The sequence below is a fragment of the Streptomyces bambusae genome, assembly GCF_019400985.1.
GTDB classification, from domain to species: domain Bacteria; phylum Actinomycetota; class Actinomycetes; order Streptomycetales; family Streptomycetaceae; genus Streptomyces; species Streptomyces bambusae_A.
Genome location: NZ_WTFF01000031.1, coordinates 13,599 through 35,304, shown reverse-complemented (window position 1 = coordinate 35,304; position 21,706 = coordinate 13,599). Strand labels below are relative to the sequence as shown.

Sequence of the window (21,706 nt, the reverse complement as noted above, 5' to 3'; positions counted from 1 at the left end):
GAGCCGGGGACGAGGGACAAGTGGGTAAAAGAACCCGCCGCCCCCCCCCCCCCCGCCGGCCCCCCCCCCCGCCCCGCCGCCGCGCCCCCGGCCTGTCCCGGCGGAGCCCACACCGCCGGCACCGGAGCCGTCAGTGTGCGCACCAGCCACTCCCGGCGCCTGAGCAACTGCATCCGACGGGCGTCCAGCCACGCCAGTTCACGGTCGACGAGCGCCAGCTCCTCGGCCGGCGGCAATATGTTGTCCATACGGCGCAGTGTGCTGCCGGTCACGCGACCAGGACATGGGCGCGGGTACTCATCCCGTACCTGGGTGCCGCACCTGAGTACGAGCGCATGCCCCGCCCCGCACCGGGCCAGACTGGGGACATGGACTGGAACCACTACCGCTTCCGCAGCGTCTGGGACATCCCCGCCCCGCCCGCCCGGGTCTACGCCGCCCTGGCGAGCGCCGAGGAATACCCGCGGTGGTGGCCCCAGGTGCGCCGCGTCGCCCGCCTCGACGACCGCACCGGCAGCGCCCGCTTCCGCTCCTTCCTGCCGTACGAGCTCCACGTCACCCTCACCGAGCTGCTGCACGACCCGGCCCGCGGGGTGCTGGAGGCCGCCCTGCGCGGCGACCTCGACGGCTGGGCCCGCTGGACCGTCCGCCCGCACGGCGGCCGCGGCACCCGGGCCCTGTACGAGCAGGAGGTGGAGGTCCGCAAGCCGCTGATGCGCCGGCTCGCCGTGCCCGGCCGGCCCGTCTTCCGGCTCAACCACGCCCTGATGATGCGGGCCGGACGGCGCGGACTGACCGCTCATCTGGCGGGGCGGCAGGAAGCGGTTTGAACCACCCCGACGATCCCTGTATGGTTCAGTCCGTTCCCGGGCGATTAGCTCAGCGGGAGAGCACTTCGTTCACACCGAAGGGGTCACTGGTTCGATCCCAGTATCGCCCACCGGGACAGGCCGGTCCGTCTGACGACGGACCGGCCTTCCGCATGTCACGGGCATTCATAGGTGGGCGTCACGCGGCGGCCGGCAGCTCCGGGCGCAGCGGCCAGTGCGGATCCACCGCCTCCTCCGACCCGTTGCGGGCGAACCAGGCCTGCAGCCCCCGCGCCTGCGCCGCGTGCCACACCGCCTGCAACGTGTGCAGCTCCGCCGGCGTCAGCCGCTCCAGCCGCGCCGCGAACCGCCGCCCCACCGCCCGCACCACCTCCAGCGAAGCCAGCGCGTCCGCCGCCGCGTCGTGCGCCTCCGCCAGCTCTATCCCGTAGTGAGCGCACAGGTCCGTCAGCGTCCGCCGGCCCTTGCGGTAGCGGTCCAGGTGCTTGTCCAGCACCCGCGGATCCAGCACCGTCAGCGGCCTGTTGTCCAGATACCTCGCAAGCGTCGACGCCCGGTGCCGGCGCAACTCCCGGTCCAGCAGCGTCAGATCGAACGGCGCGTTCATCACCACCACCGGACGGCCCGCCAGCTGCTGCTCGGCCAGCGCCCGCGCAATCTCCTCCACGACCGGCGCCGGCCAGCGCCCGTGCCGCTGGAGGTGCTCGTCCGTCAGACCGTGCACCTGCGTGGCACCCTCGGGCACCGGTATGCCCGGATTGACCAGCCAGCGCGTCGCGCGGACCCGGCCGCCCGCGCACTCCTGCACGACGAGCGCGGCGGACACGATCCGGTCCTGCTCGACGTCCACCCCGGTGGTCTCCGTGTCGAATGAGGCCAGCGGGCCCTCGTACCAGCGCGACATGGCGAACTCCTCGTCCCCGATCGGCAGATGGCGCCCCGCACCCCCGCGGCCAGCCGCGCCGGGGGCACCACCCCCACCCGGTGGTGGCTGGGGGACTGCCCGAACCGGTGATACCCGCGCAGTTTGCCCGCTACGCCGTTTGCGGGCCGCCGGGATCGGAGACAACTCCCCTGGGGGACCGCACAGGTGATCGGACGTCACCACGCCCCCAAGCCGGCCTGGAAGGCACGGGGAGCCATGGCCCTGACGCAGCCCGAACCGGGCGAGGTGCTGCGCGGCACCCTCGCCACCACCGCCTGCATGGAGACCCTCCAGGTGGCGTACCTGCACGCCGTCGCCGCGGCGGCCGGCTGCTCGCTCTCGCAGCCCTTCCCGGACAACGGCATCGACTGGCACGTCAGCCACGGAGCACCCGAGCACACCGTCGACGACGAGGTCACCGTCAAGGTGCAGCTGAAGGCCACCTACCAGACCCCGCCCCGCCCGCCCGGCCCCACCTTCGCCTTCACCCTCGACAACGAGCACCTGGTGAAGCTCGCCCGGACCCCGGTCGCCGTGCACAAGATCCTCGTGGTCATGCTCGTGCCGCGCGAGCGCGAGCACTGGCTGAACGCCGGCCACGACCGGCTCGACCTGCGGCACTGCTGCTACTGGACCAACCTCGCCGGGCACCCCGTGACCGGCCGGCGCCGGACCACCGTACGGATCCCGACCACGCGGATCTTCGACGACCGGGCGCTGTGCGAGATCATGACCCGGGTCGGGTCGGGAGGGACACCCTGATGCACTGGCCGAACCCGCAACCACCGCAGCCCGCCCTCACCGCCCCCGGCCCCGGCCCGGACGCCGGCCTCGACGCCGGCCCCGCCGTCCCCGACGCCGCCCGGGTCGACCCCGCCGTCCTCGGCGCGCTGCTGCGCCGGCACGGCTGGCAGCGGCGCGGCGGCCCCGCCGGACGCTACGGCCGCTGGACCCCGCCCGGCCGCACCGGCACCAGCCTCCTCGTCCCCGAGACCCGCGCCTTCCCCGACTGCGCCGACCTGCTGGAGGAGGCCCTGGCCGCGCTCGCGCACTGCGGCCTGCCCTCGGCCCGCGAGGTGCTGTTCGGGCTGTCCGTACCCAGCGACGAGGTCCACTACCTCCGCGAGGCCCCCGAGGGCCGGCCCTACGGCCCCCGCGGCGACGCCGCCTGGAGCGTGCAGGAGCAGCTCCGCTCCGCCGCCCGCCAACTGCTCCTCGCCGCCGCCCTCGCCGAGCGCGCCCGCGTCGGCTACCACGGCGCCCGCCACCGCGGCCACGCCGAACGCGCCCTGGACGGCGTACTCGTGGGACCCGCCCCCGGCCGCGGCCGGCTCACCGCCTACGTGCCCGTCGACGGCGGCCGGGGCACCGTCGCCCGGCTCCACCACGCCCTGCACGCCGCCCGCGAGGCCGTCGACTACCGGCGCGCGACCGGCGGCATGGAGGCCTTCGACGCCGCCGTCGAGGCAGGCGTCAGCCGCGAGCTCGCCGAGGCCCTGATCGCCCTCGTCCACGGCTCCGAAGGCGCCCGCGTCGCCCTCGCCTGGGCCCCCGCCGCCGGCACCCCCGCCGGCTGCGCGGCCCGCCCCGAACCCGTCGACTTCTCCCCGGGCGACCTCCCCGTGCTCCGCGAAGCCGCCGCCCGCTACACCCGCGGCGAACCCGCCGTCCCCGTCACCGTCACCGGCACCGTGGTCCGCATGCGCCGCTCGGCCACCGGCAGCGGGGGCACCGTCCGGCTGCGCGTGCTGTCCGGCGCGGACGTCCCCTCCGTACGCGCCGCCCTCGACGAGGACGCCTACCGCACCGCCGGCCACGCCCACCTCACCGGCCTCCCGGTCCGGCTCACCGGCCGCCTCCAGCGCCGCGGGGGCTTCCGCCGCCTGACCGACGCCTCGGCCGTCACCCCCGTCGCCCTGGACGAGGTCGAACGCGACCGCCTGATGAAGACCCTCCACGAGGCCTTCGACTCCTCCGACTCCTCGGAGATCCTCCCGTCGGACGACTGAGGCCGACGGGGAACGCGAGCGTTCAGACGCGGCGGACGAAGGAGGCCATCACGAGACCGGCGACCGGCGAGAAGTCCGCGCCCCGCGCGAACCCCAGCCGCTCGTAGAGAGCGACGGCGGGCGTGTTCCGCGCACCCGTCGTGACCGAGACGGTCCGGCCCGGCGGCACCTCGGCCAGCAGGCGACCGACCAGCGCGCCGGCGACGCCCCTGCGGAACCAGCCGGGGTCCACGCACAGCCGGTCCACGCACACGCCGCCGCCAGCCGGGTCCTCCTCCCACGCGAGGAATCCCGCGATCTCCCCGCCCGCGATCTCCCCGCCCGCGATCTCCCCGCCCGCGATCTCCCCGCCCGTGATCTCCCCGCCCCCGGTCACCGCGCCCAGCCAGTGCAGCGGCCGCGCCCGCAGCTCCGCCAGGCTCTCGCGCAGCGCCGGTATCCCGTCGAAGCCGATCAGGCCGGCCTCCACGGCGTAGGCGGCACGGCCGATCCGGTGCACGGCCTCCGCGGTGGCGTCCTCGGCGAGGTCGAGCGGGCGTACGCGCACAGGGGGCGCGGTGGGCAGGTCGGACATGCGGCAGGTCCCTTCGCGGGCCGTGGCCGCCTCCGGCGGCTCGGACGGCCGTCACGCTAACCACCGGCCGCGATCGTGTGCGACCGGATATCCGTTTCGCGGGCGGGCACCCCGGCTCGGTACGATTCACACGCGCGCAGTGACCACTGCGGCACCCCGACAGTTCAGGAGAGACCGGTGTCAGACGTCCGTGTGATCATCCAACGCGATTCCGAGCGGGAAGAGCGCGTGGTGACCACGGGCACCACGGCGGCGGACCTCTTCCCCGGCGAGCGCACCGTCATCGCCGCCCGCGTGGCCGGCGAGCTGAAGGACCTGTCGTACGAGGTCAAGGACGGCGAGACCGTCGAGCCGGTGGAGATCTCCTCCGAGGACGGCCTGAACATCCTGCGTCACTCGACCGCGCACGTCATGGCCCAGGCCGTGCAGGAGCTCTTCCCCGAGGCCAAGCTGGGCATCGGCCCGCCGGTCCGGGACGGCTTCTACTACGACTTCGACGTCGCCAAGCCCTTCACCCCCGATGACCTGAAGGCCATCGAGAAGAAGATGCAGGAGATCCAGAAGCGGGGGCAGAAGTTCGCCCGCCGCGTCGTCACCGACGAGGCCGCCCGCGAGGAGCTCGCGGACGAGCCGTACAAGCTGGAGCTCATCGGCATCAAGGGCTCGGCCTCCACCGACGACGGCGCGAACGTCGAGGTCGGCGCCGGCGAGCTGACCATCTACGACAACCTGGACGCGAAGACGGGCGAGCTGTGCTGGCGCGACCTGTGCCGTGGTCCGCATCTGCCCAGCACCCGGAACATTCCGGCGTTCAAGCTGATGCGCAACGCCTCGGCGTACTGGCGAGGCAGCGAGAAGAACAAGCAGCTCCAGCGCATCTACGGCACCGCCTGGCCGTCGAAGGACGAGCTGAAGGCGCACCTGGACTTCCTCGCCGAGGCCGAGAAGCGCGACCACCGCAAGCTCGGCAACGAGCTCGACCTCTTCTCCATCCCGGACGAGATCGGTTCGGGTCTGGCGGTCTTCCACCCCAAGGGCGGCATCATCCGCCGCACCATGGAGGACTACTCGCGCCGCCGGCACGAGGAGGAGGGCTACGAGTTCGTCTACTCGCCGCACGCCACCAAGGGCGCCCTCTTCGAGAAGAGCGGTCACCTGGACTGGTACGCGGAGGGCATGTACCCCCCCATGCAGCTCGACGGTGGTACCGACTACTACCTCAAGCCCATGAACTGCCCGATGCACAACCTGATCTTCGACGCGCGCGGGCGCTCCTACCGGGAGCTGCCGCTGCGCCTGTTCGAGTTCGGCACCGTGTACCGGTACGAGAAGTCCGGCGTGGTCCACGGCCTGACCCGGGCCCGCGGCTTCACCCAGGACGACGCGCACATCTACTGCACCCGTGAGCAGATGGCCGAGGAGCTCGACCGCACCCTCACCTTCGTGCTGAACCTGCTGCGCGACTACGGTCTGACCGACTTCTACCTGGAGCTGTCCACCAAGGACGAGACCAAGTTCGTCGGCTCGGACGAGGTCTGGGAGGAGGCCACCGCGGTACTCCAGCAGGTCGCCGAGAAGCAGGGCCTGCCGCTGACCCCCGACCCGGGCGGCGCGGCGTTCTACGGCCCGAAGATCTCCGTGCAGGCGCGCGACGCCATCGGCCGCACCTGGCAGATGTCGACCGTCCAGCTCGACTTCAACCTCCCCGAGCGTTTCGACCTGGAGTACACCGCGGCGGACGGCTCGCGCCAGCGGCCGGTCATGATCCACCGCGCGCTGTTCGGCTCCATCGAGCGGTTCTTCGCCGTGCTGCTGGAGCACTACGCGGGCGCCATGCCGCCGTGGCTGGCCCCGGTGCAGGCGGTCGGCATCCCGATCGGCGACGCGCACGTGGAGTACCTGCAGGAGTTCGCCGCCGAGGCGAAGAAGAAGGGCCTGCGGGTCGAGGTGGACGCCTCCTCGGACCGGATGCAGAAGAAGATCCGGACCTGGCAGAAGCAGAAGGTCCCGTTCATGATCATCGTCGGTGACGAGGACATGGCCGCGGGCACGGTCTCCTTCCGCTACCGCGACGGTTCGCAGGAGAACGGCATCCCCAAGGCCGAGGCGCTGGCCAAGCTGGTCAAGGTCGTCGAGGACCGCGTCCAGGTCTGACCGTGACGGCGGGCCCCCGGGAAGTGATCACTTCCCGGGGGCCTTCCTCGTACCGACCGGCAAGGTCATATGCTGCAAGGCATGACGAGTGAGCCGGTGCAGCAGAACGGTGTGGGTACGCAGGACGCGTTCCAGCGCCTGTGGACCCCCCATCGGATGGCGTACATCCAGGGCGAGAACAAGCCCACCGGCCCGGAGGCCGGCGACGGCTGCCCCTTCTGCGGGATCCCGGAGATGGCCGACGAGGACGGGCTGGTCGTGGCCCGCGGCAGGCACGTGTACGCGGTGCTCAACCTGTACCCCTACAACGGCGGCCACACCCTCGTCGTCCCGTACCGGCACGTCGCCGACTACACCGACCTCGACGGTGCGGAGACGGCCGAGGTCGCGGACTTCACCAAGCGGGCCATGGTCGCGCTGCGCAAGGCCTCGGGTGCGCACGGCTTCAACATCGGGCTCAACCAGGGGGTCGCAGCCGGCGCCGGCATCGCCGCTCACCTGCACCAGCACATCGTGCCGCGCTGGGGCGGGGACGCGAACTTCATGCCCGTCGTCGGGCACACCCGCGTCCTGCCCCAGCTCCTCGCCGACACCCGCCAGATGCTCGCCGACGCCTGGCCCTCCGACTAAGCGGGCTCAGCGAAGTCCGGTGCGGTACCGCGCCCCGTCAGGGGCGCGGGGCTGTCCGCATATGCGGCTCCGCCGCGATGGGGGTCCCCCCTGTTCGAGCGCAGCCGAGAACTTGGGGGAGCGACCAGCCCCCACCGGCCCGCGGTTTCATCACCGCACGTCCAGCGGAGCGCTTAGGCGTCGTAGACGTCCGCCTTGCGCGGGGCGGGGTCCTGGACGAGGCCGCTGACCACCGACGAGCGGCCGGTGAACTTCTCCGTGTCCACGCCGTTCTGCTCCAGGACCCCGATCGCGGCCGCGTGCACCACCCGTAGGACGGGGGTCGCGGCGCGCATCACGTCGTCCGCCATGAAGCGGTGCCGCCACATCGAGCCGGCCCAGACGTGCCGGAGGCCGAACGGCTCGGGCAGGATCAGCTTGCCGCCGAGCCACTCCAGCAGCGGCGGGTACCAGGTGAGCGGGGCGCGCACCATGAGGCGTACGACCTCTTCGGTCTTGCAGACCGGCAGGATGCGTTCGGTGGTCTCCCAGAACCGGATGGTCTTGGGCACCTCGACCTTGTCGGGTTCGGGCTTGGTGGTGAACAGCCCGTGCAGGGGGCCCAGGGCGTGGCCGGTGACCTCGATGCGGAGGGTCTCGTGGAGCACGGTGACCGTGACCATCATCGTGATCACCAGCTGGCCGTCCCACAGGGACCACTGGATGCCGAGGTAGTGGCGGTTCCCGGGGCCGAACTGCTGCTCGTTGCAGATCCGGGTGATCTCGTGCGGCTTGACCTGGAAGTCGTGCACGCCGTCGCCGGTGGGCCGGGCCACTTCCGCGGCGCCCTCGCCGACCGGGGTGACGATCCAGTGGGTGATCTCGGGGGCGGGGAGGCCGCCGGTGTGCAGCGGGCCGCGGTGGATCTGGTTCAGCTGGTCGTGGATGGCGCGCGCGACGTCCCAGCTGCGGAAGGGGTGGATCTCGGCGAGACCTTCCTTGGGGACGAGCTCCTCGGCCATCTGCCAGCTGCCCCAGCGGGTGCCCATGCCCAGTATTCCCTTGGGGCCGGCGTAGAAGACGGCGTTGCTGCGGTCCTCGGCGGTGAGCTTGGCCAGCTGGTGGCGGAGCTCCTCGGCCGCCTTGTCGCCCGGGTTCCCGGGGACCGCCTCGGGGATCTTGGCGGGGACGCCGCCGCCGGAGAGCAGGGCCTCCCAGCGGGCGCGCAGGTCGACGATGGTGCTCTCGCAGATCCGGCGGGACAGGAACCAGCCGAGCGCCGGGGCGATGATCATGCCGCGCAGGTAGTAGCCCCAGAAGCCGGTGTACGGCAGCCGGAACATCGCCACGGTGGCGATCAGGGCGATGCCGACGAGCACGGCGGTGCCGATCCAGGAGCTGTGCTTGCCCTCGCTCTTGGCGAGGGTCTTGCGGAGCTGGAAGAGGCCGAGCCACAGGAGCAGGCCCGGGAGGAAGGCCACTCCGCAGACGAGGGTGATCCAGCGGAGCTTGCGGTCGCGTTCCTTGCGGATGCGGGAGGCGGCGAGGCAGTGCTCGACGACGGTCTGGGGGTCGGCGCCGAAGGACTGGATCAGGGGTTTGCGGGCCGCGCCGAGCAGCCGGGCCTCGACGGCGCGGCTGTAGGCCTCGCCGAGGCTGGGGGCGAAGAGGGAGAGCTTGCCCTTCTTGACGGTGGACTTGTGGTACTCGTTGTCGGCGCCGGTGATCTTGTCGAGCGTGGTGTCGCTGGCGCCGTCGCGGTAGGCGACCGAGGCGAGCGCGTTGGTCGCCACGGTCTGTCCGCCGCCGCCCTGGATGGGGATCTGTGCCCCCGGACTGAAGTCGAATCCGTCGTCCGCCATCTCGCCCCCACCTGTCGTGCTGTGTGCTGACCCCCGCCCATGGTTCATGGGACAGGGAAATGCCGCCCACCGCAAGCGGGTTGGGTGGGCGGCCGGTTCCTACGCTATGACAACTAGGTTCCCTTCTCCGCCTGTTCGCGAATCTTGTCCGCCAGCTGGGGCGGCATCGGTTCGTGCCGCAGGTAGGTGCGGCTGAACCGGCCGGTGCCGTGGGAGACGGAGCGCAGGTCGACGGCGTACCGGTCGATCTCGATCTCGGGGATCTCGGCGCGGACCAGGGTGCGTCCGCTGCCCACCTGTTCGGTGCCGATGACGCGGCCGCGGCGGCCGGCGAGGTCGCTCATGACCGGTCCGACGTGGCCGTCGGGGATCATGACGGTGAGTTCGGCGACGGGTTCCAGGAGGTGGATGCGGGCCTCGGCGGCGGCCTCGCGCAGGGCGAGGGCGCCGGCGGTCTGGAAGGCGGCGTCGGAGGAGTCCACCGAGTGGGCCTTGCCGTCGCGGAGGGTGATGCGTACGTCTACCAGGGGGTAGCCGGCGGCGACGCCCTTGGCGGCCTGGGTGCGTACGCCCTTCTCGACGGAGGGGATGAACTGCCGGGGGACGGATCCGCCGACGACCTTGTCGACGAACTCGATGCCGCTGCCGGGGGGCAGGGGTTCGACGTCGATCTCGCAGATGGCGTACTGGCCGTGGCCGCCGGACTGCTTGACGTGCCGGCCGCGGCCCGCGGCCGGTGCGCCGAAGGTCTCGCGCAGGCTGACCTTGTGGGGGACGGGGTCGACCTGGACGCCGTAGCGGGTGCGCAGGCGTTCGAGGGCGACGTCGCGGTGGGCCTCGCCGAGGCACCACAGGACGATCTGGTGGGTGTGGGGGTTCTGCTCCAGCCGCATGGTCGGGTCCTCGGCGACGAGCCGGGCCAGGCCCTGGCCGAGTTTGTCCTCGTCGGCCTTGCTGTGGGCCTCGATGGCGACGGGGAGCAGCGGGTCGGGCATGCTCCAGGGCTCCATCAGGAGCGGGCTGTCCTTGGCGGAGAGGGTGTCTCCGGTCTCGGCGCGGGTGAGTTTGGCGACACAGGCGATGTCGCCGGCGATGACCCGGCCCAGGGGGCGCTGCTGCTTGCCGAAGGGGGCGCTGAGGGTGCCGACGCGTTCGTCGGCCTCGTGCAGGTCGTGCTGTTCCTCGTGGCCGGGGTCGGTGAGGCCGTGGCCGGAGACGTGCACGGTCTCGTCGGGGCGCAGGGTGCCGGAGAAGACGCGGACGAGGGAGACCCGGCCGACGTAGGGGTCGGAGGAGGTCTTGACGACCTCGGCGACCAGGGGGCCGTCGGGGTCGCAGTCGACGGCGGGCCGGGCGGCGCCGGCGGGGGTGGTGACGGCGGGTGCCGGGTGTTCGAGGGGGGTGGGGAAGCCGCCGGTGATCAGTTCGAGGAGTTCGACGGTGCCCAGGCCCTGGCGGCCGCCGTTCGTGGTGGGCGCGGCCATGAGGACCGGGTGGAAGGTGCCGCGGGCCACGGCGCGTTCGAGGTCGTCGACGAGTGTGGTGACGTCGACGTCCTCGCCGCCGAGGTAGCGGTCCATGAGGGTCTCGTCCTCGCTCTCGGCGATGATCCCCTCGATGAGCCGGGAGCGGGCCTGTGTGATGACGGCGAGTTCGGCCGCGTCGGGGTCGCGTTCGACGCGGGAGCCGGAGGTGTAGTCGTAGACCCGCTGGGAGAGCAGGCCGAGGAGGCCGGCGACCGGGCGGTGGCCGTCGGGGCCGGGGGGACCGTAGAGCGGGAGGTAGAGGGGGAGGACGGCGTCGGGGTCGTCGGCGCCGAAGAGCTCTCCGCACACGGTGGCCATCTGTGCGTAGTCGGCCCGGGATGCCTCCAAATGGGTGACGACGATCGCGCGGGGCATGCCGACGGCCTCGCACTCGTCCCAGACGGTGCGGGTGGCGCCCGCGAGTCCGTCGGCGCCCTCGGCGGCCGAGACGACGAACAGGGCCGCGTCCGCGGCGCGCAGACCGGCCCTGAGTTCTCCGACGAAGTCGGCGTATCCGGGGGTGTCCAGTATGTTGATCTTGATGCCGTCCCATTCGACGGGGACGAGCGAGAGCTGGACCGACCGCTGCTGGCGGTGCTCGGTCTCGTCGTAGTCGGAGACGGAGGTGCCGTCCTCGACCCGGCCGGCCCGGTTCACGGCCCCGGAGGTCAGGGCCAGGGCCTCGACCAGTGTCGTCTTGCCCGCTCCGCTGTGGCCGACCAGCACCACGTTCCGTATGGAGGTGGGGCGGTCGACCGTCAGTGCCCTGCCGGCGGCTCCGGCTTGTTGTGCTTTGTCGCCCATGATGCTCGTGCCTCCCGTTGCAACGGTGAGGAGGATGAGGTCCTTCGAGCTTTGCACCGGCGCCATGCTCCGTCCATACGGCGTACGGGCGGCGTACGGGCGGCGTACGGGCGGGCGTCGCCGCCCGGCCGGGAATCGCTCACGGGGTGTGTGCGGCACGCCTGGGGCACGAACCGGTGGGTGCGCGCCCCGATGCCGCCGGGGCGCTGGCTACGATGGGCCAGCCGGCGGCCGACGGGGCCGCGCGGCAGCGAACCTCCGGGAAGGCCATGCTGAACAAGTACGCGCGTGCATTCTTCACGCGTGTCCTCACACCGTTCGCCGCGTTTCTGCTCCGGCGGGGGGTGAGCCCGGATGCGGTCACCCTGATCGGCACGGCCGGAGTGGTGGCGGGTGCGCTGGTCTTCTTCCCCCGGGGAGAGTTCTTCTGGGGCACGATCACGATCACCCTGTTCGTCTTCTCCGACCTGGTCGACGGCAACATGGCCCGGCAGGCCGGGGTGTCGAGCCGGTGGGGCGCGTTCCTGGACTCCACGCTGGACCGGGTGGCGGACGCGGCGATCTTCGGCGGCCTGGCGCTGTGGTACGCCGGTCTGGGCGACGACAACGTGCTGTGCGCGGTGTCGATCTTCTGCCTGGCCAGCGGCCAGGTGGTGTCGTACACGAAGGCGCGCGGCGAATCGATCGGCCTGCCGGTGGCCGTGAACGGGCTGGTGGAGCGGGCCGAGCGGCTCGTGCTCACGCTGGTCGCGGCCGGGCTGTCGGGCCTGCAGACCTTCGGCGTGCCGTCGTGGATCGGCGTGCTGCTGCCGGTGGCGCTGTGGCTGGTGGCGGTCGGTTCGCTGGTGACGCTGATCCAGCGCGTGGTGACCGTGCGCCGGGAGGCGGCGGAGGCGGACGCGGCGGACGGGGCCGCGGCGCCGGGAAGCGGGTCGCACTGATGGCGGGGGCGCGGGACGCACTGGCGGCGGGGGTCCGGGACGCACCGATGGCGGGGGTCCGGGACGCACTGACGGCGGGGGACGAGGACTGATGGCGGGGGTCAAGGACCGGCTCACCGACGGGCTGTACGGGCTCGGCTGGGCCGGGGTGAAGAAGCTGCCGGAGCCGGCGGCGGTGGCGCTCGGCCGGACGGTGGCCGACCAGGTCTGGAAGCGCCGGGGCGCGAGCGTACGGCGGCTGGAGTCGAACCTGGCCCGGGTGGTGCCGGGGGCGGACGCGGCGCGGCTGCGGGAGCTGTCCCGGGCGGGCATGCGCTCGTACATGCGGTACTGGATGGAGTCCTTCCGGCTGCCGACGATGGACCCGAAACGGTTCGGCGACGAGGTCCGGATCGAGGGCGAGCAGCGGCTGCGGGACGCGGTGGCCTCCGGCCGCGGTGTGATCGTCGCGCTGCCGCACCTGGCCAACTGGGACCTGGCGGGTGCCTGGGTGACCTCCTACCTGGGGGTTCCGTTCACGACGGTGGCCGAGAGGCTGAAGCCGGAGAGCCTGTTCGACCGGTTCGTGGCCTACCGCGAGAGCCTGGGCATGGAGGTGCTGCCGCACAGCGGCGGCGCCGCGTTCGGGGTGCTGGCGCGGCGGCTGCGGTCGGGCGGGCTGATCTGCCTGGTCGCCGACCGGGACCTGTCCGCGTCGGGGGTCGAGGTGGACTTCTTCGGCTCGACGGCCCGGATGCCGGCCGGTCCGGCGCTGCTGGCGCAGCAGACCGGGGCGGTGCTGCTGCCGGTGACCCTCTGGTACGACGGGGCGCCGGTGATGAGGGGGCGCATCCACGAGCCGGTGGAGGTGCCGCAGACGGGGACGCGGACGGAGAAGACGGCAGCGATGACGCAGGCGGTGGCCGACGTGTTCGCCGCGGGGATCGCCGAGCACCCGGAGGACTGGCACATGCTGCAGCGGCTGTGGCTGGCGGACCTGGAGGAGCGGTCCCGGTGAAGATCGGCATTGTGTGCCCGTACTCGTGGGACGTGCCCGGCGGGGTGCAGTTCCACATCCGGGACCTGGCGGAGCACCTGATCGGGCTCGGCCACGAGGTGTCGGTGCTCGCCCCGGCCGACGACGAGACCCCGCTGCCGCCGTACGTCGTCTCGGCGGGCCGCGCGGTGCCGGTGCCCTACAACGGCTCGGTGGCCCGGCTGAACTTCGGCTTCCTCTCGGCGGCCCGGGTGCGCAGGTGGCTGCACGAGGGCACGTTCGACGTGATCCACATCCACGAGCCGGCGTCGCCGTCGCTGGGGCTGCTGTCCTGCTGGGCGGCGCAGGGGCCGATCGTGGCGACGTTCCACACGTCCAACCCGCGCTCGCGCGCGATGATCGCGGCGTACCCGATCCTCCAGCCGGCGCTGGAGAAGATCAGCGCGCGGATCGCGGTGAGCGAGTACGCGCGGCGCACGCTGGTGGAGCACCTGGGCGGGGACGCCGTCGTCATCCCCAACGGCGTGGACGTGGACTTCTTCGCCTCCGCGGAGCCGAATCCGCAGTGGAGCGGCCTGACGCTGGGGTTCATCGGACGGATCGACGAACCGCGCAAGGGCCTGCCGGTGCTGATGGCCGCCTTCCCGAGGATCGCGGAGGCCTGCCCGGGCGTGCGGCTGCTGGTCGCGGGGCGCGGCGACGAGGAGGAGGCCGTCGCCTCCCTGCCGCCGGAGCTCCGCTCCCAGGTGACGTTCCTGGGGATGGTCTCGGACGAGGACAAGGCGCGGCTGCTGCGCAGCGTGGACGTGTACGTCGCGCCCAACACGGGCGGCGAGAGCTTCGGCATCATCCTGGTCGAGGCGCTGTCGGCGGGGGCGGCGGTGCTGGCCTCCGACCTGGACGCGTTCGCGCAGGTGCTGGACCACGGCAAGGCGGGCGAGCTGTTCGCGAACGAGGACCCGGACGCGCTGGCCGCGGCAGCGGTCGCGCTGCTGCGGTCGCCGGAGCGGCGGGCGGAGCTGAGCCGGGCCGGGTCGGCGCACGTGCGCCGCTTCGACTGGTCGACGGTCGGGGCGGACATCCTGGCGGTGTACGAAACGGTCACGGACGGCGCCTCCGCGGTCGCCACGGACGAACGCCACGGCTTGCGAGCCCGCCTGGGCCTGGGCGGCCGGACACCGTAACGGGGCCTGGGCCGGCTTCGCCCGGCTCGGCCCCGCCGGACCCTGCCCGGGGCCTGCCCGGCCTTGCCCCTCGCCCGACCTTGCCCGGCCTTGCCCACGCCGGGCCCGGGCCCGGTCCAGAGCCGCGTCCTCCGGCTCCCGCCGGGGTCGGTGTCGTCCCCGGTTCGCCCGGGCCCGCCAGGCCACATGACGCGGCCGTGCCCGGCCCGGTCCCGGGCCGTGTCCTCCGGCTTCACTTCGGGCCGTTACCTTCCGCTCGGCCTTGCCCGGCCCCGTAACGGAGCCCGGGCCGGTCCGGCCGTACCCTCGGACGCGGCCCCGAGCCGCGTACTCCGGCCCCACCCATGCGGGCCGGGGCCCGCCGAACCGGCCCGCACGGGTGGGCCGGTGGTGCGGGTGGGGTGCCCGGTCCGGCGGGACGCCGGTGCTGGTCCCCGGCCGGGGACGGGGCTCCTGGGTGCGGCCCCCACGGGAACCGGTAGTGTCGGCCGGCGTGATCGAAACGCTTGTCTGGGTCGCCCTCGTGCTCGGTGTCGTCGGGGTGTACCTCAGCTGGACCGCCGGCCGGCTCGACCGGTTGCACACCCGGATGGACGCCGCCCGCGCCGCCCTCGACGCGCAACTGCTGCGCCGCGCCTCGGTGGTGCTGGAGGTGGCGACCTCCGGCGTGCTCGACCCGGCGTCCTCCATCGTGCTCTACGAGGCCGCCCACGCCGCCCGCCAGGCCGAGGAGGAGCAGCGGGAGGTCGCCGAGAGCGAGCTCAGCCAGGCGCTGCGCGCCGTCTTCGCTGACGCCGACCAGGTCGAGGAGCTCAAGCACGCCCCGGGCGGCGAGCAGGCCGCGGAGGAGCTGGCCGCGGCCGTGCGCCGGGTGCCGATGGCCCGGCGGTTCCACAACGACGCCGTACGGGCGGCCCGCGCGCTGCGCCGCCACCGCAAGGTCCGCTGGTTCCGGCTGGCCGGCCACGCCCCGTTCCCCCTGGCCTTCGAGATGGACGACGAGCCACCGGCATACCTGGCGGACCGGCCGTAGCCCCCGCCACGGCCGCCCGCGTGCCCCGGCCGACCGACTGCGACGAGCCGCGAGCTGCGAGCTGCGAGCTGCCCTGCGTACCTGTCGGACCGGGCCGGACGCGACGGGCCGCGAGCGGCCGGCGTACCCGGTCGACCGGCCGTAGCGGGCCGCGCGGCCGTCCCCGGCCCCGGCGGACCGGGCGTGACGGGTTGCGTGCCGGTGGCGCACCTGGCCGACTGGCCGTGAGGGGCCGCAAGCTGTCGGGTGTACCGGTTGACCAGCTGGAGCGGGCCGTCGGCCGCCCGCGCGCCTGGCGGACCGGGCGTGACGGGCCGAGAGACGCCTGCCTACCCGGCGGACTGGCCTGACCGGCCAGGAGCTGCCCACGTACCCGGCGGACCAGGCGCGACGGCCGCGAGCTGTCGGCGTACCCGCCCGACGGGCGGTAGCGGGCCGTGGGCCGCCTGCGTGCCTGGCGGACCGGCGTGAAGTGCCGAGGGCCGTCTGTGTACCCGGCGGACTGGCCTGACCGGCCAGGAGCTGCCCACGTACCCGGCGGACCAGGTGTGACGGCTGCGAGCTGTCGGCGTACCCGCCCGACCGGCCGTAGCGGGCCGCCGGCCGTCAGCGTGCCAGGCGGACCGGGTGTGAGGGGTTGCGCGCCGCCGGCGTATCCGGCCGACTGGCCGTGCGGCCACGCGCCCCGTCGGCGCACCTGGCCGCCCGGCCGTGACGGTCCACGTGCCGTTCGCGTACCCGGCCGTGACGGCCCACGAGCCGTCGGCGCACCTGGCCACCGGCCGTAGCGGGCCGCGAGCCGTCCGCGTACGTGGAGGACTGGCTGTAACAGGTCACGCGCCGTCGGCGCACTGGCGGGCCCGGGGTCCCGCGGTCGCCCGCGTACCCCGGCGGACCGGCCGTGACGGTCCACGCGCCGTCCGCGTGCCCCCGGCCCTGGGCCGCGTGGCCAGGCCCACACCCGTCCCGGCCGGCCCTAACACGTCCGCCGCAATGCGCGTCTTGTACCTCGAGGCCAACTCGAAAGGAGCCACCGGCTCCATATTGGCCCTTGCAGTGGACTGGTCGGGGACGGTTTCCTCTGGCGAGTACCACTGCAGCACCCGTCTTCCTTTCGAGTGAGGTCACCCCGTGAGCACGCTTCCCACCACCCCCCAGGCCCCCGAGATCGGCACCGCCCGCGTCAAGCGCGGTATGGCCGAGCAGCTCAAGGGCGGCGTGATCATGGATGTCGTCAACGCCGAGCAGGCGAAGATCGCCGAGGACGCCGGCGCCGTGGCCGTCATGGCGCTGGAGCGGGTTCCCGCCGACATCCGCAAGGACGGCGGCGTGGCGCGGATGTCCGACCCGAACATGATCGAGGAGATCATCGGCGCGGTCTCCATCCCGGTCATGGCCAAGTCCCGCATCGGCCACTTCGTCGAGGCCCAGGTGCTGCAGTCCCTCGGCGTCGACTACATCGACGAGTCCGAGGTCCTCACCCCGGCCGACGAGGTCAACCACTCCGACAAGTGGGCCTTCACCACCCCCTTCGTCTGCGGCGCCACCAACCTGGGCGAGGCCCTGCGCCGCATCGCCGAGGGCGCGGCCATGATCCGCTCCAAGGGCGAGGCCGGCACCGGCAACGTCGTCGAGGCCGTCCGCCACCTGCGCCAGATCAAGAACGAGATCGGCCAGCTGCGCGCCCTGGACCACAACGAGCTGTACGCCGCCGCCAAGGAGCTGCGCGCCCCGTACGAGCTCGTCAAGGAGGTCGCCGAGCTCGGCAAGCTCCCGGTCGTGCTGTTCTCCGCCGGTGGCGTGGCCACCCCGGCCGACGCCGCGCTGATGCGCCAGCTCGGCGCCGAGGGCGTCTTCGTCGGCTCCGGCATCTTCAAGTCGGGCGACCCGGCCAAGCGCGCCGCCGCCATCGTGAAGGCCACCACCTTCTTCGACGACCCGAAGGTCATCGCGGACGCCTCCCGCAACCTGGGCGAGGCCATGGTCGGCATCAACTGCGACACCCTGCCCGAGGCCGAGCGCTACGCCAATCGCGGCTGGTAAGGCGTCACCCGAGATGAACAACCCCCCCGTCATCGGCGTCCTGGCCCTCCAGGGCGACGTCCGGGAGCACCTGATCGCCCTGGCCTCGGCGGACGCCGTGGCCAGGCCGGTCCGGCGCCCCGAGGAGCTCGCCGAGGTCGACGCCCTCGTCATCCCCGGCGGCGAGTCCACGACCATGTCGAAGCTCGCCGTCCTGTTCGGCATGCTGGAGCCGCTGCGTGAGCGCGTGCGCGCCGGCATGCCGGTCTACGGCACCTGCGCCGGCATGATCATGCTCGCCGACAAGATCCTGGACGGCCGCGAGGACCAGGAGACCCTGGGCGGCGTCGACATGATCGTGCGCCGCAACGCCTTCGGCCGCCAGAACGAGTCCTTCGAGGCGAAGATCGACTTCGCGGGCATCGACGGCGGCCCCGTCGAGGGCGTGTTCATCCGCGCCCCGTGGGTCGAGTCGGTCGGGGCCTCCGCGGAGGTCCTCGCCGAGTACGAGGGCCACGTGGTCGCCGTGCGCCAGGGCAACGTGCTTGCCACGTCGTTCCACCCCGAACTGACCGGCGACGAGCGCGTGCACGCGTACTTCGTGGACATGGTGCGCGCAAGCGCATGACCTCGTCCCGGTAGGATCGAGGCGAAACACTGTTGGTGACGCGAAGGAGACAGGCAGATGTCCGGCCACTCTAAATGGGCTACGACGAAGCACAAGAAGGCCGTGATCGATGCCAAGCGCGGCAAGCTCTTCGCGAAGCTGATCAAGAACATCGAGGTCGCGGCCCGTACGGGCGGTGCCGACCCGGACGGCAACCCGACCCTCTTCGACGCCATCCAGAAGGCCAAGAAGAGCTCGGTCCCGAACAAGAACATCGACTCCGCGGTCAAGCGCGGCGGCGGTCTCGAGGCCGGCGGCGTCGACTACGCGACGATCATGTACGAGGGCTACGGCCCGAACGGTGTCGCGGTGCTCATCGAGTGCCTCACCGACAACCGCAACCGCGCCGCCTCCGACGTGCGCGTCGCCATGACCCGCAACGGCGGCTCCATGGCCGACCCGGGCTCGGTCTCGTACCTGTTCAACCGCAAGGGCGTCGTCGTGCTCCCCAAGGGCGAGCTGACCGAGGACGACGTCCTCGAGACGGTCCTGGAGGCCGGCGCCGAGGAGGTCAACGACCTCGGTGAGAACTTCGAGATCATCAGCGAGTCCACCGACCTGGTCGCGGTCCGCACCGCGCTCCAGGACGCCGGAATCGACTACGACTCCGCCGAGTCCAGCTTCGTCCCGACCATGCAGGTCGAGCTGGACGAGGAGGGCGCGCGCAAGATGTTCAAGCTGATCGACGCGCTGGAGGACAGCGACGACGTGCAGAACGTCTTCGCCAACTTCGACGTCTCGGACGAGATCATGGAGAAGGTCGACGCCTGATGGGGCTGCCGACCGGCTGCTGACCCGGCTTCGCACGACGGGCCGACGGGGACACACCCCGTCGGCCCGTCGCGTTGTCACAGGCACCGCATTGTCACAGGCACCGATTAGTCTGGCGGGCGCAAGCAGGTCACGAGCGGCTGGGAGGGGTTCGGTGCGCGTTCTCGGGGTGGACCCCGGTCTGACCCGGTGCGGAGTCGGCGTGGTCGAGGGGGTCGCCGGCCGCCCCCTGACCATGCTCGGGGTGGGCGTCGTCCGCACCCCGGCCGACGCGGACACCGCGCTGCGGCTGGTCGCCGTCGAGGCCGGGCTGGAGGCCTGGCTGGACGAGCACCGGCCCGAAGTCGTCGCCGTGGAGCGCGTGTTCAGCCAGCACAACGTACGCACGGTCATGGGCACCGCCCAGGCCAGCGCGGTGGCCATGCTCTGCGCGGCCCGGCGCGGCATACCGGTCGTCCTGCACACCCCCAGCGAGGTCAAGGCCGCCGTCACCGGCACCGGCCGGGCCGACAAGGCGCAGGTCGGGGCCATGGTGACCCGGCTGCTGCGGCTGTCCGCCCCGCCGAAGCCGGCCGACGCGGCGGACGCCCTCGCGCTCGCCATCTGCCACATCTGGCGGGCCCCCGCCATGAACCGCCTCCAGCAGGCGGCCGCCCAGCACGCCTCCGCAGCGAAAGGCCGCACCCGATGATCGCCTTCGTGACCGGCCCGGTCGCCGCGCTCGCCCCCACCACCGCCGTGATCGAGGTCGGGGGAGTGGGCATGGCCGTCCAGTGCACCCCGAACACCATCGCCGCCCTGCGGCTGGGCGAGCCGGCCCGGCTCGCCACCTCCCTCGTCGTCCGTGAGGACTCGCTCACCCTCTACGGCTTCGCCGACGACGACGAGCGCCAGGTCTTCGAACTGCTGCAGACCGCCAGCGGCGTCGGCCCCCGCCTCGCCCAGGCCATGCTCGGCGTGCACAGCCCCGACGCCCTGCGCCTGGCCGTGTCCACCGGCGACGAGAAGGCGCTGACCGCCGTACCCGGCATCGGCAAGAAGGGCGCGCAGAAGCTGCTGCTGGAGCTGAAGGACAAGCTCGGCGCCCCCCGGGGCACCGGAGCCCTGGTCGGGGCCCAGCGGGCGGCCGCCGCCGGGCCCGCCCCCTGGACGGAGCAGCTCTCCGCCGCCCTGATCGGGCTCGGCTACGCCTCCCGCGAGGCGGAGGAGGCCGTCACCGCGGTGACTCCGCAGGCCGAGGCCGCCATCGCCTCCGGCGCCGCCGCCCCCGTCCCCCAGCTCCTGCGAGCCGCCCTCCAGACCCTGAACCGCACCCGCTGACCCCCCGCTGCGCGGAGCTGTTCCCCTCCCCGCCCCTTCCCGTAACCGGGGCTCCGCCCCGGACCCCGGCTTCGGGGGCTCCGCCCCCGGACCCCCGCGCCTCAAACTCCCCCAGCTACCGCTGGGAGGTGCCCCCAGGCGGGGCTGGATATGCCGCGCAGCGGCACATTCCAGCCCGCGCGGCGTTTGAGCGCACCGGGCGCGCAGCGCACCGAACGGGGTCCGGGGCGGAGCCCCGGTTACGGGAAGGGGCTGGAACAGCAGGGCCCCGGCCCGCACAGGACATCGCACCGCACGACCGAGAAGGCAGACTGACACCGTGAACTGGGACGACGACACCGCCGAGGCCCCCGGCGAAGGCGACCGCATCGTGGCGGCGGCAGCCGACGGCGAGGACAGCGCCGTCGAGGCCGCCCTGCGCCCCAAGGACCTCGGCGAGTTCGTCGGCCAGGAGAAGGTCCGCCAGCAGCTCGACCTGGTGCTGAAGGCGGCCCGCCAGCGCGGGGCCACCGCCGACCACGTGCTGCTCTCCGGCGCGCCCGGCCTGGGCAAGACCACCCTCTCGATGATCATCGCGGCCGAGATGGGCGCGCCCATCCGCATCACCTCCGGCCCCGCCATCCAGCACGCCGGCGACCTCGCGGCGATCCTGTCCTCCCTCCAGGAGGGCGAGGTCCTCTTCCTCGACGAGATCCACCGCATGTCCCGGCCCGCCGAGGAGATGCTGTACATGGCGATGGAGGACTTCCGGGTCGACGTGATCGTCGGCAAGGGCCCCGGCGCCACCGCGATCCCGCTGGAGCTGCCGCCGTTCACCCTGGTCGGGGCCACGACCAGGGCCGGCCTGCTGCCGCCGCCGCTGCGCGACCGGTTCGGTTTCACCGGCCACATGGAGTTCTACGCCCCCGAGGAGCTCGAGCGGGTGGTGCACCGCTCCGCCGGACTCCTCGACGTGGACATCGACCCCGCCGGGGCCGCCGAGATCGCCGGCCGCTCCCGCGGCACCCCCCGCATCGCCAACCGCCTGCTGCGCCGCGTCCGCGACTACGCCCAGGTCAAGGCGGACGGCGTGATCACCCGCGAGGTCGCCGCCAGCGCCCTGCAGGTGTACGAGGTGGACGCCCGCGGCCTGGACCGGCTGGACCGGGCGGTCCTGGAGGCCCTGCTCAAGCTGTTCGGCGGCGGACCGGTGGGCCTGTCCACCCTCGCCGTCGCGGTCGGCGAGGAGCGCGAGACCGTCGAGGAGGTCGCCGAGCCGTTCCTGGTCCGCGAGGGACTGCTCGCCCGGACCCCGCGCGGCCGCGTGGCCACCCCGGCCGCCTGGGCCCACCTGGGACTGGCGGCCCCGGCGTCGCAGACCGGGCAACAGGGGCTCTTCGGGGTGTGACGGCGCGGAGGTTGGCCCGGTCAGGAACCCCGGTGCCATGCTGGGCGTTGTTCCATCGGTGCGGACTCGCCTAGACTCCGCCGATGCCGACCGTCCAGGCCGGCATACCCAC

Annotated in this window: 20 protein-coding genes and 1 tRNA gene; 16 read left to right on the top strand and 5 right to left on the bottom strand. The window is 73.0% G+C overall.

What is annotated here, in order from left to right:
• Positions 1-248, bottom strand: a 248-nt coding sequence (locus GPJ59_RS07580) for a hypothetical protein (protein WP_219665681.1), incomplete at its 3' end; no start/stop codon positions are given.
• Positions 249-368: 120 nt separating this feature from the next.
• On the opposite strand from GPJ59_RS07580, the gene GPJ59_RS07575 reads away from it, so the two are divergent.
• A complete protein-coding gene (locus GPJ59_RS07575) occupies positions 369-830 on the top strand; it encodes an SRPBCC family protein (RefSeq protein WP_219665679.1) in 462 nt (153 codons plus the stop codon).
• 38 nt (positions 831-868) lie between these two features.
• Positions 869-940, top strand: a tRNA-Val gene (locus GPJ59_RS07570).
• A gap of 68 nt (positions 941-1,008) precedes the next feature.
• On the opposite strand, the gene GPJ59_RS07565 is transcribed toward GPJ59_RS07570, so the two are convergent.
• Complete coding sequence (locus GPJ59_RS07565) at positions 1,009-1,734, bottom strand: 3'-5' exonuclease (RefSeq protein ID WP_219665678.1); 726 nt, start codon at positions 1,732-1,734, stop codon at positions 1,009-1,011.
• A gap of 237 nt (positions 1,735-1,971) precedes the next feature.
• On the opposite strand from GPJ59_RS07565, the gene GPJ59_RS07560 reads away from it, so the two are divergent.
• Both GPJ59_RS07560 and GPJ59_RS07555 read left to right on the top strand, forming a co-directional pair.
• Positions 1,972-2,517 carry a DUF4365 domain-containing protein gene (locus GPJ59_RS07560; protein WP_219665677.1) on the top strand — a complete coding sequence of 182 codons (546 nt, stop codon included), beginning with the start codon at positions 1,972-1,974 and terminating at the stop codon, positions 2,515-2,517.
• Entirely contained in the window at positions 2,517-3,764 is a 1,248-nt protein-coding gene (locus tag GPJ59_RS07555) for a hypothetical protein (protein ID WP_219665676.1), read from the top strand. The genes GPJ59_RS07560 and GPJ59_RS07555 overlap by 1 nt, the downstream gene beginning before the upstream one ends.
• 22 nt (positions 3,765-3,786) lie before the next feature.
• Here GPJ59_RS07555 and GPJ59_RS07550 read toward each other — a convergent pair whose 3' ends face one another.
• Positions 3,787-4,338: a GNAT family N-acetyltransferase gene (locus GPJ59_RS07550; protein ID WP_219665675.1), complete on the bottom strand. Its 552-nt coding sequence runs from the start codon at positions 4,336-4,338 to the stop codon at positions 3,787-3,789.
• Positions 4,339-4,515: 177 nt separating this feature from the next.
• Here GPJ59_RS07550 and thrS point away from each other — a divergent pair, with 177 nt between their 5' ends.
• Together thrS and GPJ59_RS07540 are read left to right on the top strand one after the other, a co-directional pair.
• Entirely contained in the window at positions 4,516-6,492 is a 1,977-nt protein-coding gene (gene thrS, locus GPJ59_RS07545; protein WP_219665674.1) for a threonine--tRNA ligase, read from the top strand.
• A 69-nt stretch (positions 6,493-6,561) separates the two neighbouring features.
• Positions 6,562-7,122: an HIT family protein gene (locus GPJ59_RS07540; RefSeq protein ID WP_219665673.1), complete on the top strand. Its 561-nt coding sequence runs from the start codon at positions 6,562-6,564 to the stop codon at positions 7,120-7,122.
• 173 nt (positions 7,123-7,295) lie between these two features.
• Here the strand turns inward: GPJ59_RS07540 and GPJ59_RS07535 are convergent, their stop codons facing one another.
• Both GPJ59_RS07535 and GPJ59_RS07530 read right to left on the bottom strand, forming a co-directional pair.
• Positions 7,296-8,963 carry a hypothetical protein gene (locus tag GPJ59_RS07535; RefSeq protein WP_219665672.1) on the bottom strand — a complete coding sequence of 556 codons (1,668 nt, stop codon included), beginning with the start codon at positions 8,961-8,963 and terminating at the stop codon, positions 7,296-7,298.
• A 113-nt stretch (positions 8,964-9,076) separates the two neighbouring features.
• Positions 9,077-11,293, bottom strand: a complete 2,217-nt coding sequence (locus tag GPJ59_RS07530) for an elongation factor G-like protein EF-G2 (protein WP_219665680.1) — start codon at positions 11,291-11,293, stop codon at positions 9,077-9,079.
• Positions 11,294-11,508: 215 nt separating this feature from the next.
• On the opposite strand from GPJ59_RS07530, the gene pgsA reads away from it, so the two are divergent.
• From pgsA to ruvB, 10 genes are all read left to right on the top strand, one after another.
• Complete coding sequence (gene pgsA / locus GPJ59_RS07525) at positions 11,509-12,234, top strand: phosphatidylinositol phosphate synthase (RefSeq protein WP_374200799.1); 726 nt, start codon at positions 11,509-11,511, stop codon at positions 12,232-12,234.
• Between the two features lie 91 nt (positions 12,235-12,325).
• Positions 12,326-13,231, top strand: coding sequence for a phosphatidylinositol mannoside acyltransferase (locus tag GPJ59_RS07520; protein WP_219665670.1), 906 nt, complete (start codon positions 12,326-12,328; stop codon positions 13,229-13,231).
• Positions 13,228-14,394, top strand: a complete 1,167-nt coding sequence (locus tag GPJ59_RS07515; protein ID WP_219665669.1) for a glycosyltransferase family 4 protein — start codon at positions 13,228-13,230, stop codon at positions 14,392-14,394. Before GPJ59_RS07520 ends, GPJ59_RS07515 begins: the two co-directional genes overlap by 4 nt.
• A 493-nt stretch (positions 14,395-14,887) precedes the next feature.
• A complete protein-coding gene (locus GPJ59_RS07510; protein WP_219665668.1) occupies positions 14,888-15,427 on the top strand; it encodes a hypothetical protein in 540 nt (179 codons plus the stop codon).
• Between the two features lie 1,131 nt (positions 15,428-16,558).
• Positions 16,559-17,470 carry a pyridoxal 5'-phosphate synthase lyase subunit PdxS gene (pdxS, locus tag GPJ59_RS07505; RefSeq protein ID WP_219665667.1) on the top strand — a complete coding sequence of 304 codons (912 nt, stop codon included), beginning with the start codon at positions 16,559-16,561 and terminating at the stop codon, positions 17,468-17,470.
• Between the two features lie 13 nt (positions 17,471-17,483).
• Complete coding sequence (gene pdxT, locus GPJ59_RS07500) at positions 17,484-18,077, top strand: pyridoxal 5'-phosphate synthase glutaminase subunit PdxT (RefSeq protein WP_219665666.1); 594 nt, start codon at positions 17,484-17,486, stop codon at positions 18,075-18,077.
• 57 nt (positions 18,078-18,134) lie between these two features.
• Complete coding sequence (locus GPJ59_RS07495) at positions 18,135-18,887, top strand: YebC/PmpR family DNA-binding transcriptional regulator (RefSeq protein ID WP_219665665.1); 753 nt, start codon at positions 18,135-18,137, stop codon at positions 18,885-18,887.
• 154 nt (positions 18,888-19,041) lie between these two features.
• Positions 19,042-19,578: a crossover junction endodeoxyribonuclease RuvC gene (gene ruvC, locus GPJ59_RS07490; RefSeq protein ID WP_219665664.1), complete on the top strand. Its 537-nt coding sequence runs from the start codon at positions 19,042-19,044 to the stop codon at positions 19,576-19,578.
• Positions 19,575-20,207: a Holliday junction branch migration protein RuvA gene (gene ruvA, locus GPJ59_RS07485; RefSeq protein WP_219665663.1), complete on the top strand. Its 633-nt coding sequence runs from the start codon at positions 19,575-19,577 to the stop codon at positions 20,205-20,207. The genes ruvC and ruvA overlap by 4 nt, the downstream gene beginning before the upstream one ends.
• Positions 20,208-20,526: 319 nt before the next feature.
• A complete protein-coding gene (gene ruvB / locus GPJ59_RS07480) occupies positions 20,527-21,594 on the top strand; it encodes a Holliday junction branch migration DNA helicase RuvB (protein WP_219665662.1) in 1,068 nt (355 codons plus the stop codon).
• Positions 21,595-21,706 lie beyond the last annotated feature (112 nt).